16 protein-coding genes are annotated in these 12199 nt (G+C 57.9%); 9 read left to right on the top strand and 7 right to left on the bottom strand.

Annotated elements, in window-relative coordinates; translation table 11 throughout:
- Positions 1–703 precede the first annotated feature (703 nt).
- Positions 704–898: a hypothetical protein gene (locus GWE18_RS14615; protein ID WP_275186432.1), complete on the bottom strand. Its 195-nt coding sequence runs from the start codon at positions 896–898 to the stop codon at positions 704–706.
- 256 nt (positions 899–1154) lie between these two features.
- Positions 1155–1304, bottom strand: coding sequence for a hypothetical protein (locus GWE18_RS14610; RefSeq protein WP_275186431.1), 150 nt, complete (start codon positions 1302–1304; stop codon positions 1155–1157).
- A 534-nt stretch (positions 1305–1838) separates the two neighbouring features.
- Here GWE18_RS14610 and GWE18_RS14600 point away from each other — a divergent pair.
- The gene (locus GWE18_RS14600; protein ID WP_275186430.1) at positions 1839–2033 is read left to right on the top strand and encodes a hypothetical protein; all 195 of its coding nucleotides are present in this window, start codon (positions 1839–1841) and stop codon (positions 2031–2033) included.
- Positions 2033–2263 (top strand): hypothetical protein, encoded by a 231-nt coding sequence (locus GWE18_RS14595; protein WP_275186429.1) that lies wholly within the window; start codon positions 2033–2035, stop codon positions 2261–2263. The genes GWE18_RS14600 and GWE18_RS14595 overlap by 1 nt, the downstream gene beginning before the upstream one ends.
- Positions 2264–2417: 154 nt before the next feature.
- Here the strand turns inward: GWE18_RS14595 and GWE18_RS14590 are convergent, their stop codons facing one another.
- Both GWE18_RS14590 and GWE18_RS14585 read right to left on the bottom strand, forming a co-directional pair.
- Positions 2418–2855, bottom strand: coding sequence for a hypothetical protein (locus tag GWE18_RS14590; RefSeq protein ID WP_275186428.1), 438 nt, complete (start codon positions 2853–2855; stop codon positions 2418–2420).
- Between the two features lie 426 nt (positions 2856–3281).
- Positions 3282–3881 carry a hypothetical protein gene (locus tag GWE18_RS14585; RefSeq protein WP_275186427.1) on the bottom strand — a complete coding sequence of 200 codons (600 nt, stop codon included), beginning with the start codon at positions 3879–3881 and terminating at the stop codon, positions 3282–3284.
- 953 nt (positions 3882–4834) lie between these two features.
- Between GWE18_RS14585 and GWE18_RS14575 the strand changes: the two genes are divergently transcribed.
- Positions 4835–5038 carry a cold-shock protein gene (locus tag GWE18_RS14575; RefSeq protein ID WP_275186425.1) on the top strand — a complete coding sequence of 68 codons (204 nt, stop codon included), beginning with the start codon at positions 4835–4837 and terminating at the stop codon, positions 5036–5038.
- 241 nt (positions 5039–5279) lie between these two features.
- On the opposite strand, the gene GWE18_RS14570 is transcribed toward GWE18_RS14575, so the two are convergent.
- Positions 5280–5564, bottom strand: a complete 285-nt coding sequence (locus GWE18_RS14570) for a hypothetical protein (RefSeq protein WP_275186424.1) — start codon at positions 5562–5564, stop codon at positions 5280–5282.
- Between the two features lie 467 nt (positions 5565–6031).
- Between GWE18_RS14570 and GWE18_RS14565 the strand changes: the two genes are divergently transcribed.
- The gene (locus tag GWE18_RS14565; RefSeq protein WP_275186423.1) at positions 6032–6208 is read left to right on the top strand and encodes a hypothetical protein; all 177 of its coding nucleotides are present in this window, start codon (positions 6032–6034) and stop codon (positions 6206–6208) included.
- Between the two features lie 426 nt (positions 6209–6634).
- On the opposite strand, the gene GWE18_RS14555 is transcribed toward GWE18_RS14565, so the two are convergent.
- Positions 6635–7126 carry a DUF6680 family protein gene (locus tag GWE18_RS14555; protein WP_275186422.1) on the bottom strand — a complete coding sequence of 164 codons (492 nt, stop codon included), beginning with the start codon at positions 7124–7126 and terminating at the stop codon, positions 6635–6637.
- 472 nt (positions 7127–7598) lie between these two features.
- Between GWE18_RS14555 and GWE18_RS14550 the strand changes: the two genes are divergently transcribed.
- From GWE18_RS14550 to GWE18_RS14540, 3 genes are all read left to right on the top strand, one after another.
- A complete protein-coding gene (locus tag GWE18_RS14550; protein ID WP_275186421.1) occupies positions 7599–7880 on the top strand; it encodes a hypothetical protein in 282 nt (93 codons plus the stop codon).
- Positions 7881–8266: 386 nt separating this feature from the next.
- On the top strand, positions 8267–8866 hold the full coding sequence (locus tag GWE18_RS14545) for a hypothetical protein (protein WP_275186420.1): 600 nt from the start codon (positions 8267–8269) through the stop codon (positions 8864–8866).
- A gap of 387 nt (positions 8867–9253) precedes the next feature.
- Positions 9254–9409 (top strand): hypothetical protein, encoded by a 156-nt coding sequence (locus GWE18_RS14540; protein ID WP_275186419.1) that lies wholly within the window; start codon positions 9254–9256, stop codon positions 9407–9409.
- Positions 9410–10045: 636 nt separating this feature from the next.
- Here the strand turns inward: GWE18_RS14540 and GWE18_RS14535 are convergent.
- On the bottom strand, positions 10046–10507 hold the full coding sequence (locus GWE18_RS14535) for an Arc family DNA-binding protein (RefSeq protein WP_275186418.1): 462 nt from the start codon (positions 10505–10507) through the stop codon (positions 10046–10048).
- A 28-nt stretch (positions 10508–10535) separates the two neighbouring features.
- Here GWE18_RS14535 and GWE18_RS14530 point away from each other — a divergent pair, with 28 nt between their 5' ends.
- Positions 10536–10799, top strand: a complete 264-nt coding sequence (locus tag GWE18_RS14530) for a hypothetical protein (RefSeq protein ID WP_275186417.1) — start codon at positions 10536–10538, stop codon at positions 10797–10799.
- Positions 10796–11941, top strand: coding sequence for a tyrosine-type recombinase/integrase (locus GWE18_RS14525; protein WP_275186416.1), 1146 nt, complete (start codon positions 10796–10798; stop codon positions 11939–11941). Before GWE18_RS14530 ends, GWE18_RS14525 begins: the two co-directional genes overlap by 4 nt.
- The last annotated feature ends 258 nt before the right edge of the window (positions 11942–12199 follow it).

Here is a 12199-nt window from a genome sequence, read left to right as displayed (position 1 = left end):
CGGGCGTTTTGGCTGACCGCGACGTCCATCGTCGTGGTCCCGGTTAGCGGTCCAGGAAACGGCCCCAGTCTGCTGAAAGAGAGGCTGGGGCCGCCACTTTCTCCCGGCTTGGCTCCACGATCCGCCGGGAGCGATGGAATCGACTCTCACCGAGATTGGAGGTTCCGAAGGATGGCCCAGCACAGGGCTGGCGGGCTCAACCATTCGCCGCGCTATGTTCACTATTGGGCAGACGTTGCCATCTTTTCCCGCTTCTATTGGCCCACCAGATGGGTACCCACTACTCCATCTGGCAATTTCAAATGGGAATACTTTGGAGGGGCCTCAGCGCACGCCGCGCGCTGGGCCATTTTTATTCACGATAGACATCTCTTATGACGGGCTAAGCGGTCAGGATCGTCCGCCATCCTCATTAAATTTTCTTCAGTGCATTGAGGCTGAGCATCTCTCCCATATCTCTGAAGTTTCTTCGTGAGCAATAATTCAAATGGTTTCATGATCGCCCGGGTGCGTCATGCGGAATGAGTGGGAATCAATGTCGATTGAGGAACTGTTCGAACTGCACCAACAGATGCAGTCAGTTCTCCGCGAAAAACTGCTCGCCAAATGGGCATCGCTAGAAGATCGATTTCATCAGCTCAACCAGCCGCGAAGCGATGCAGCAAGCGCGAAGCCCACTCGACGGGTGAAGCCGTCGACCTAACTAAACCGCCAATCGAGATTCGGTGTACGAAGCGGTGTCGCTCGGTGAAGGTCGGGGACGCCTTTGCGCCGTTGGCGCTTGCAGCGCCTCTGCAATATGGACCGCTTCTCTGAGCTTTTGAAGTTCGGCCATGCGGTGGGAAAGATCGAGGTCTATCTGCGAGAGACACTGCTCCTTTGAAATAAACTGATCCATCTTAATCCTCCTACCAACGCACCTACTCAGGACTTTGCAGGTTATAGGTCTGCCCGCTTTGTTACACATGGCGGGACATGTTCAGTCAGAAGATTTGCGGACAGGGTGGAGTAGGCTTCAATGCCTGGCTGAAGAGAAGGCATTTAAAAAACCCCTCACTAACTATTACTCATCGTTCATTGTGAAGAGGGGCGACGGCGGCTTCAACAGGATTCATCTAATTTGCGAGCCGCACCCGGAGTCTTACGGGCCGTTTTCACTCCAGAACCTCATACTCAAAGGCCACGCCTTTCGGGTCGTTCTCCTTGAACCAGGCTTCGGCAACATCTTGGCTCGCAAAAACCTTGACGTGATCAACGTCGCCAACTTCCTTGCTGGTATCGACGTATATCCAGACCGTCGTCATTGATCCCTCTTCAGCTTGCGCTTGCCCCAATGATGACTCTTGCGATCGGGATCAAAGACCCGCTCGACGTGACGGTTCAACGCCCGCATGACGCCGATCCGGGCCAACATCGTCGGGCCGCCGCTTCAGCAACGAGGATTAGCGCCTCCATTGCCGCTTGCCATTCCGGCGCCGAGTGCTCGGCCTTCGGCAGATTCATGATGTAGGTAGCGGCATCCTTCAACGTCAGGAGCCGGCGGCCATTCGGAAACGGTATTGGATCCTCAAACGAGGCGGACCAGGGCAATAAATTGTTCTCGAGCAATGATCTTGTGTGTTCCGTCCCATGACAGCCCATCGGTAGCGGCTTGTCACGTAGTTCACGTTTTGTACTATCGTGACCATGAAAGGCACCGGCGAGGTCGAAATCCTGTTCAGGCGGCTTCGGCTGTACGACGCGCTTGGGCGCCGCGCCGAACGGTCTCTACCGGATCATCCAGAGAGCATTGAAAGAACGCTATGGGACTAGAGCACGTGCGTTCCGAAATCGAGCACATGCGCGCCCATGTCGGAAGGCAGCGTAAGGAGATACTGCTGCTTCAACGCGCCGGCATCTCGACTGCGTCGGCCGAGTTATTGCTAACGAGGATGCTCGCGAAGATCGAAGTGCTGTGCGCCGAGCGGGACCGGCTGAAGAAAGAGCAGGGTGGGCCGACGAAAGGTCGCGTGCTGGGCGGCCGGATTTGGTGATGGCAGAGCTGCTCAAATGGTACGACGAGAAGGCGGACAACTCGCCGTGGATCAACGCGCTCGCTGAAGTGCGTCACCGCGCGACCCTCGAGGGTTGGTGCTACCAGCACGTCCAAGCGATCACGGTCGCGATCGATCAGTACGCGGAGAAGGCGCTGGGCAACCGCGACTACTTCCTCAACAAGCCCTACAGCATCGGCGGACCCAGAAAAGCCGGCGACGCGCCGTAACCTGCTCCAAAACGACGCGCCCAATTTCGCCAAGAATCGGCCAACCTGAATTCGCCATTTCGGGGGTGACCGCAGTGGCGAGGGGCCCGGCGTGTGCGTCCGGAAGCGTCGCGCGCCGACCCGCTTAGTAGCTGCGCGGATCACCAGCACGTCACTAGCGCATTGACCATGGCCAAGCCGATGACGGTTGCGGTTTTTCCGCTTGCGGCCGGGACGGGGTTGTCGCCGGCTTTTGCGTCTGGGCGACATTGGCCGTCTGCCGCGGGCGCGGCAATGGTATTTTGGGCATCACTTTTGGCTCTTCGGGGCTCACCTTTGGCTGTTCAGGTATCACGTCGGGCTTTGAAGCATCGGCGATGACGCGGCCAAGTTGTTCCTGGCTTGCGTTGAGCCGCTCGGTAAGCGTCCGGCTTTCGCGCGCCATCTGGAGCTGGGTCGCCTTGATCTCGTCGTTCATACTGTTGTTGCGTGCCAATTCTTGCTGGCTAGCCTTGAGTTGGCTTGCGACATTTTCATTGTCGCGGACCAATTGTTCTTGCTTGACCTTGAGCTGTTCGACCGCTCGCCTCAAGGCAGCGAGATCGTGCGTCATCGGTTGGAGCTGCTGCGCCAGTTCGGAAGACACGACGACAGCAGTCGGCGCGGCGCCTGTCGGCCCGATGGCTTGCGGCGTGGGCTGTGTCAGAGGTGCTGGGGCGGGGAGGCCTACCATCGCGTTATGAGCGGAGGACGACCACCACCAAGCAGCGCCACCAATGGATGCGGTTAACAGGGAGCTGGCGAAAGCCACATGGCGCCAACCCGCCGATCGCGAGGCCCGAGACGTCTTCATGGTGGTAGGCGGGGCCGGTGGACTCACTCCCGCTTCGCTTAGCAGCTTCGAAAAACAGCTCTCGATCTGCCCTTCCGCAAACTTGTTATCCGGCGTGGAAACCATTTGGTGCTCCGTAACCAAGCTCTTCCCACAATGAGCATGCAACTGCACGTCGCGTCGTTATCAGCTCACCCAGACTGCCGCTTACGTCTCTTGAAGCCGTCTTCTGTAAACAGTGACGTGGATCAGCACCGCCAAAACGGCCATGAACATAATGGCCACCGTCATCATGCTTCGGAGGGTTATTACTGATTGTGCTTCTATCGGCGTCGCCCTGTTCCGCAATTCTTCATCTGGCCAGCGATCCATGATTGTCAGGATGGGCTCTGCTGGCATAGCCGCCATGATGTTTGCCCAAGAGCGCAAATGATCCGGCGTCAGCGTTCGTTGAGATGTTGGCGCTGGGCTTGCATCCACCAGTTCCTGTGGCAACTCCGGTTTTGGCTTGGTCCAGGGATTGCCCGGCATCGACGCCTGCGCATCCAGCAAATTGTGTTCGCTCGCTGGCTTTCGGGATGCCGCTTGGGTTGGAGTCGTCGGCCAATGCAACAACGATTTTGAAAGCATCGGCTTGCCTTCGTACCAGCATTTTCGGCCGTCGATCAGACGATAGGACCAATACGACCGCGCATTTGCTGGCCGTTCTGTGCTGCATTGTTTCGCATGGGTAGGCGATACCGAGAAGAGCGGAATCATCAGAACGGCAAGGACATCAGCGAGAACAATCAATCGAAACCTGTTCATCCAAACACCTACGCAAATAATGAAATAAAATGCCGTAACATCAGTAGCTTAGGTGTCCAATTGGGACATAAGTTAGGCAGTTTTCCACAGCTTGTGCACAGGGCTGGCCGTCAGATTAATCGCACTGAGAAGGAAGCGGGCCTTCCCCTAGGGACAGACGCGGCCTCTTTGCTATTGGGAGTAGACGGAACAACTGGGGGCCGGCCCCGGCTTGTGTCGTCCGGAAGCGATCACGCGCCGGGCTGCCTAGTGCCCGGACGCATAGGGAGTGGCGGGATGCGTTAATCCGCTCCCCGCGGCCTGGCTGGCGATCCTGGACGGCATCGATGTGCCGGCGCCGGGGCGCTCGTGTTCGGGGCAGGGAGGCCGTGCTACTCGGGTGAAGTCTAAGCGGGGTTATTTGGTCAGGTGCGCAAGCATGGCCTCACAGGCGTTCTCGGCTTCGGCAAACGTCTTAAAGGGTGATCCGCCTACCCTGATGGCAGGCCTGTTGAAATTGATCGGGCGCCAAGAAGCTTCAAAGCCAGGCTTCCCGTGGAGTCCACGGCCACTGCTACTCTCATTACTGATTACAAATGAGAAGCCGCGCTCGCTCGCGCTCCATATCTCTAGCTCCTGCGTCGCGGGAGCAATGCGGCTGAAGTGCATGGCGCCACCCACGATCCAGCGAGCCAAAACGGCCCCAGGGCATACCTCTGGGGCCGCAAACCTGTAAGCAGGTTTTCTTCCGGCCAGGGGGCTTTGGGGCATCGGCCGGAAGCTGGATTCGACGCGTCGCCGAGCCCCCGGTTCCAGCGATTGCAACATTTTCCCAATGGCTGCGGCGGTAGCTTGTGTGACCTGGGTCAGGGTGCAGAAGCCGTCGCTGATTCGACTACGGCGGCGGCTTTCTGTTTGCGCGCTACCGGGAATCCGAACTAGGCTGCCGCCATTGGCTCAAACGGAGTGCGGACGTGGCTACAGCTGTTGTGAAGTGGTTCAATCCGACCAAGGGGTACGGGTTCATCCAGCCGGACAACGGCGGTAAGGATGTCTTCGTGCATATTTCCGCGGTGGAGAAGGCCGGTTTTACCGGACTCGCTGAGGGTGCGAAGGTCAGCTACGAGGTCGTCAGGGACCGCGGCAAGGAGTCGGCCGGAAATTTGCGGATCGGCTGAGCCCAACAGCCCGCCGGTCAGCGCCGGGGCGGGCACTCGGCTCATTGCTCCTGCTCAGGGCGCACAAGCCGTATCTTTTTTGAGGTCAAGGCCCGGTCGATCGCGCGCTCGGCTTCTGCCACCGCCTCCGATTTGGTCGCGGCTTGGCCTGTTCGGGGGTTCGCTTCAATCGAGACCGCCCATTTCCATAATCGCCGTCCAATCCCTTGAACGACGGTGTAATCGACGTCCCGGTATCGCATTACGTTTGAATTACGGCGGGCTCTCTTTGTTCCATGTTGATTATGGTGCCGGTCTGAAAGCTCGAAGAAGCGCGCAACGCCAGGAAAGGCGCGGTGAGGAAACGATCCCAAGTGAAGACGAAGTTGGCTGGCGAGACGGCATGGACCAAGCGCAGCAAAAAGTCCGGAGAGTTTATGGCGCTGAAAAAACAAGCGAAGAACAAAAGCGGCGCGAGAAAATTCAAGGGCGTGCGGTCGAGAAGAAGGCCGGGAAAAAGAAGAAGGCGCGAGCTGGCGGCCGGCATTAAACCTGTCGAACCGAAACGGCCCCGGCGGGGGAGGTGACCGAGGCCGCTGTCACGGGAGTGTGCCAGGGGTGGACCGGCACGGGGATTGAATGCGCAATGTGCTAAGGCCGTTCCGCCTTCTTCCGACTCCAAATTCAATTGTTAGAGTCGGATACCAGACGGAACGCTGGATCCGTTTGCTAGCCTCGGCGTTCTCAGTGAACACAAAGGTCTACGACCCTAATTGAAGGACCCCTAATCGAGAGAGGTAGTCATGCAGCGCTGCGTCCGCTCCAAAGCTCACTCTTTTGAAGATCGAATCGCAGCCGAAAAAGCCAGAATCGAAGAGCAGCTGGCTGGCACTCCGCAAGGGCCTGAGCATGAAGCGCTTGCTACGAAGGTCAGGCAATTAGACACAGCGAGCCGCATCAACGATTGGCTGCGGTCGCCTGGGCTGCAATCGCCGAGGTGAGGAAGGCGCACCCATGCACGCCTATCGAGCTTACATGATCGGCTGGAACGGCCATATCGTCCGTCGCGTGGACATTGAATGCGACGATGACGAAGCAGCTAAAGAGCGCGCCAAATTGCTCGTGGACGGTCACGACATAGAGCTGTGGGACGGTGGGCGGAAGATCGCGGAGTTCAAGATGGCGCACTAAGGTGGTCAGGAAGGTCGGCAGCAGCCGAAAGCGGCGCGAGCGTCCGCTCAGGAACGTGAACTAAGGGTGGTGTGTTGAAGCGAATGGCTGGTGGGTTGAAGCGATGTCGCACCGTGTCCCCCCAGGGTGCGATACCTCAGCCCAAGGAGGGTCCCGGCTCTATCGCTGGGACCCTTCTCCTGTTCAAGCAAACAGCTCAGCGCCGGCCCGCGTGAAGGTCACGAAGGTTCCTGACTCATGCAGCTTGATCCAACCGCGCTCGATCGCGAGTTTGAGGCCCGCGCCGTACTCGGCCGGGCTGCCGCGGTCACGGAAGAGAAACGGCTCGTTGACTTTCTCGATGTGGATGCGCCCTTGTATCGGCTCGACCGCATTGGCGCACCGGAGGTCTGCACTGATGGAGCTGAAGGCAGGCGAGGGATGATCTCATCTGCGGCCTGCCGAGCGCTGCCCCTCCTGAACGACCTTCACTTTGAGAGAACCATCTTCGGCATATGCTCCGAGCATTTTCTCGTTGAGCGTGGCTTGAAGAGTGGCCGTCTCTCCTGCGCCCGGAACTTCGGTAATTTTCATTGGCAGCGCGGCGCGTCCCTGAATGATATTGCTCAGGCCATGCATTATCGCAAGTTGAGCTTGTTCAAGTTCTACCCGGCCCTTCGGATAATAAATGCCGCGACGTAGCTCTTCGGTGGAGAAAGTATAGCCGAGTGCGGTTGACATCGCGGACAGCAAATCCACCAATCGATCGGCGACCCGGTCGTTCCACGCGCGCACCACGTTCAAATCTTGATTGTCGGCGGGTGGACCGTTTCCCAATTCGCCGAACAGTGCTCGCCATGCATCTATCACTTTACGATCTGACCCGCCGACTACCACCGCCGGCGTCGACACCTCTCCCGGCGCCGATTCCTTTCCCAAGCCGCAGCACTAACCGCTGGAAGCGCCGCCCTCGCGACGGCTCTCTCGGTGCCAGGAACGGCGGCAGCCGCTGTGCAAGCCCCTGATCCGATCTTGGCGGCCATCGAAGTGCACAAGGCGGCACACGCCAAATTGGTCTCTTGGGTTGACCGCCACTGCAAACTTGAGAATGAGCTTCCTGAGGAACGACGTTGCTCCAGCATCACCGCCTGGGAGGAGGAGATCGTGGAGACCGACGATCCAAGGTGGATCGAGGCCGAACGGCAGGTTGGCCTGTCCGGGGATGCCGAGGTCGAGGCAGCGTACGCACTGATCGAGGCGATCCCCACCACACGGCTTGGGACGCTGGCCTTGCTTAAGCACGCTGTAAGCCACGACACAGATGGCCATGCCTGGCCGATGAGTGGCGCGAGGGTTTGCTCGAGAACCTCTCCGACGTGCTCCCGACACTCTGGCAAGAGGGGAGGATCTGATGGACACGAACGACATCAGCGACGCCGGAAGACAAACCCCCTTCCATATCGCCAGCGACATGGAAGACGATGTACAATCCCTCATCGACTACGGAAGGGTCATTGCTCGCCTGGCTGATACATTGACGGACGACGATTCGGGCATGATCGCGAGACTCGGCTGGCAAGTCGTCAGCCTCGCTAAAGCCGTAGAACATCGGCGGGGCTTGCTTTTTCGCGTCCTCCATCCCAACCGCGCCGAACTCGATGCGGAGGCCAAAGCGCAATCCGATATAGGGTGAAGGATTGTGCGATAGCCGACCGCTGCCGCTACATACTTGAGCCCGGCCTAACCGCCGGGCTTCTTCATGGAGGCAGACCGCAACTATTGTTAGGATGTTCCGCCGCGACAAACCCGGCGATTCCGATCGATTTATCGTGGCTACGGCAGCCACCCGCTGCCCACCTAGCGGCGCTGTCAAATCGACCCGAATGGAAGCGCAAACTCTGCGCCAGCCGCGCCGTTCTCGCCGTGCGCGGGGCCATCAGGCGCCCGGCCGGGCTTTTATGGGCACCAGGCGACGGCGCTTTTGGGTGAACAGCGACTTCGAGCGCACCAAGGCCCGCCAGTTCGGGCTGACTTGCCACTTATCGACGTTCAGATAACTTCGGTGCAGCGGAGTGTCCCATGAATTGGCGATCTGCGGCAAGGAAGGCAAGCCTATGGATCGTCGGGTCTCTCGGCGTCGGTACATTGATTGCCAAAGCCATTGAAAAGTGGGGGAACCAAACCGGGTATCTCGACGACCCTACAAAGGGTCTCCAGTGGGCGCTCGCCAAAGCTGCTGCAGTCACGGATCACTGGTTCTTCTATCCAGCTTTGACTTTCCTGATCGGATTGGCGATCGGCTTGTGGGTTGATGCGTTGTTTCGCAGCAGAAGCGCCGAAAGGGAAGCGGAGCTTGCACTGCTGGGATACGATCTGAGGGAATTCTCAGACTTCATTGTTGAGCGCGCTGGGCAGATTAACCAACGATGGCCGACGTGCATAAGTGACCGCATGCCAGACCTGCAAGCCTTACTAAATCGGGCGCGTGGCGCCGGGCTACCCGCTCCACCGCCAGAGGTCATGCAGCTAAGCGACGATGGCGAGCACTTTGCCGGTTACCTCCGGGACGTGGGCACCTTTCTGATCAACAATCAGTTTGCGGGAGCGAAGAACGTCGCCCTTCATTGGAATGCAGAGATCGAAAAATACGCCGCCAGCCGTCCGGGCGGCGGCGTTTGACTTCCTGGAGAACGCACAATCAAACGAACTTGCCAAAGCCCGGGCCAATAACGCGTGAATCATCCGTAGTCCTACGGTAGCAAATTGCAGCGCACGCGCACACAATCGCCCCAAATCAAGACAACCTTGACTAGAGCGAGGCCGTCACGGTGACTTATGACAACTCTGGAAGCCGTTGCATTCGGTGCCATGCTGACTTGGACGCCATCGCTCATCATCCTGGCGGCGTCGTGGGACGTCGCGAGCTCGACGGGATGGAATAGCCGGTCACACTTTGCCCAATTCCGTGCGTCGGGCCTCTATGGAAATCGACGCGCGCCAGATACAATCGTGAGTCGTTACATCTCATGATCGTGGGGGCGCGTCATGCAGAGCGAGTGGGAATCAATGACGACCGATGATCTGTTCGCGCTGCGCGAACAGATGCACGATGTGCTCAGCGCGAAGTTGAAGGCTAAGAAGATCGAGCTCGAACGTCGGTTGAAACAACTCAATCAGCAGTCAAAACTAATCGAAACGGTGAAGCCTGGCCTGCCAGGGTGACCTTCGGACACTTCGGCCTCGCTTGGACGCTTCTGCCGCTCGGATCGATTCTTTGAGCTTCTGATTTTCCGTCTTTCGATTGAGAAGATCGGCCGTGGTCTGCAAAAGACGCTGCTCGAAATCGTGGAAAGACTGTTCCATCTGAAATACTCCCTGCCTACAAGACAAATTTTGGTTTCAAATAATCGTAGCTCGGCAAGCAATCATCGTGCCGCGGGCCCCCTGCTAGCACCGTATTTCTACGGTGCCACTATAGGCCGGGTTTGTTACAGGACGTTTTCAACATGTTCGGAAAACGGTTTCGTCGGGCCCGCTTCTAACTTCGGGAATAGTCCATCCGAAGCGGGGTTGACTGGGGTAATGCTAGGCCAGTTGGCGCGTAACTCCACCATGTGGGACAGGGTAGACCGGTTTCGTAGAGAGGCTCAGGATTGCAAGGATCGGGCCGCAGGAGCACGGGACCCGATCGATGGAGATGCGTGGTTGAAGCTTGCTGAGGACTGGCTCGTGCTCGCCAGAGTTAGCGAAGCCGGCGAGCAAAATCCGCCGGCCGTTAACGTCCGCCTTGCATCCGAGTAACGGCAACAAGAAGCTCGGGGCGTTCTAATACTTCGACCAACTTATCGAGGGCTCGGCTTAACTGCCGGGCGTTTTCTTGTTTCCAGGACCGTAGCCACGCTCATGAAGGTAGGAGCGCAGGATCTTGCGGATCGCTTCCGTCCGCGTCAGGCCGACACCTTGGCCGCGTTGATCGGATATGAAGGCATCGAGATCGACATCTCGAACGTCGAAAAACAGATTCTCCAGCCCGGTCACCCCCGCTTGGAGCCGTTTTGACATTTGGATTAGGCCTTCCTCGCTGAGCTTGATTCCCTCTTTCAGCTCGGCGAGTTCGCTTTTGATTGTGGTCTCATCAGGCTCGCCGTCGCGCGCAATATGTATCGCCAACGCGGTGACGACCTCGGCGTTCATCGACTTGCCACGACGCGCGGCCACTTGAGCGAGGTGCTTCCGCATCCCCGCCGGTAGCCGGACAAAGATTTTGTCAGATTCCCTATTTGTGGATGTATCGGTCCGCTTTTTTACTCTGGCCGCCATAGTTTCCCCAGTGCCAGGCGGCTGGCTGATGTCTCTGACCCTGTCCCGCCCGGCATTGTCGCCCCGTGATGCTTCCATCCCGCGGTTTGCCTTAAGGCGGAATGAGGCGGCGGCGTCGGTTGGCGTCTCGCCGACGACTTTTGACGAATGGGTGAAGGGCGGGAGGATGCCGGTCGGGCACAAGGTTGGTGGCGTTGTGCTGTGGGATGTGGGCGAGGTCCGGGAGGCCTGGGAGAGATTGCGCGACAGCGAACCGGCTGAAAACAACCCGTTCGATGGAGTTGTCGCGTGATCAAGACCCGTCTCCGGTACTGCGTGTTTGACCCGGACCGAAGAGGCAATCCGCGCTACTACATCCGTAAGCCGGGCTCCAAGAAGATAAGAATCCGCGAGATCTTTGAGGACAGCAACGGGAACATCAGGCCGGAATTCATGCAGGCATATTTCGCGGCGCTCGAGAGCGTCTCGAATGTGCCGCGATCGCTACAGGCCCCGCCGCGTGAAAAGACATTCTATTGGTTAGTTGATCAGTACTACCGCTCTGAAGAGTTCAAGCGCTTCGATATTTTGACGCAGAACGACAAGCGAGGGGTGCTCAATCGCTTTTGCGAGAGCGCCGGCAATCACCCGTATGACGCCTACCGAACAGAGGATGTGGAGCGAAGCCGAGACAAACGAAGCGCGACCCCGGGTGCTGCCGACAAGCTTGTGAAGTATTTACGACCCCTTTTCAAATGGTCAGTTCGCAAAAAATACGCCAAAAGCAATCCCGCGATTGGGGTCGAGAAAATCAACGAAACCGTTGGTTGGCGCACATGGACTGCCGGAGAAGTCACAACCTACCGAGCACACCATAAAATAGGCTCTAAGGCGCGGCTTGCGCTGGAGATTATGCTCAACATCGGAGCGCGCCGCTCTGATGCATGTAGGGTAGGCCGTCAGCACGAACACGGAGATTATCTGGAGTTCGTTGCTTGGAAGGGCCGCAATAGAGAGAAAACACGGAAGACAATTGTTGCGAAGTTCACGCCTGAGCTGCGTGCTTCTCTCGCCGAGACGCCTGTTGGAGATCTCTCATATCTTGTGAACGACCTGGGGCGTCCATTCACCATTTCCGGCTTCGGCAACAAGATGCGCGAATGGTGTGATGCTGCTGGTCTACACCGGTGCAGTTCGCACGGCCTTCGCAAAGCTAGCGCTGTAACGATGGCAGAAAGCGGGGCCACCGCACCGGAGATGTGCGCCTTGTTCGGCTGGTCGAAACTAGAGACCGCCGAGGTTTACATTCGCGAGGCGAGAAAGCGCGTGATGGTCGACAACGCTTTCGCTCGTCTCGACGAGCATAGGAATCGCAAAAGTGTCTCACTCGGAGGGCTAAAATCAAACGATGAGACAAAACGGAGAAATACGCGTGAGAAATCAAAGCGCAAATAGCCGGATGGTGGGCCCGGCAGGACTCGAACCTGCAACCAGACCGTATGAGCGGCAGGAGAACGAACACGATAGCTGATTTTGCTGCATTTTTATTCCCGCTTGATCGTGTTCGTTGCGCTTTGGTAAAGTCGTTTCTGGTGCGAAGCTGATGCGGTGCGCTCTAAACACCAAGCTGCTGTTAAAACAGTCGAGCTGACAGGTACTCAGAGTGGTGACCCTTGCCTTCGGGGGCAACGCTAAGCGACCGAAATTTGAGAT

The organism is Bradyrhizobium sp. CSA112, assembly GCF_029051645.1.
Taxonomy (GTDB): domain Bacteria; phylum Pseudomonadota; class Alphaproteobacteria; order Rhizobiales; family Xanthobacteraceae; genus Bradyrhizobium.
The sequence above is the reverse complement of the archived record's forward strand: the minus strand, read 5'-3'. Positions and strand labels throughout refer to the sequence as shown.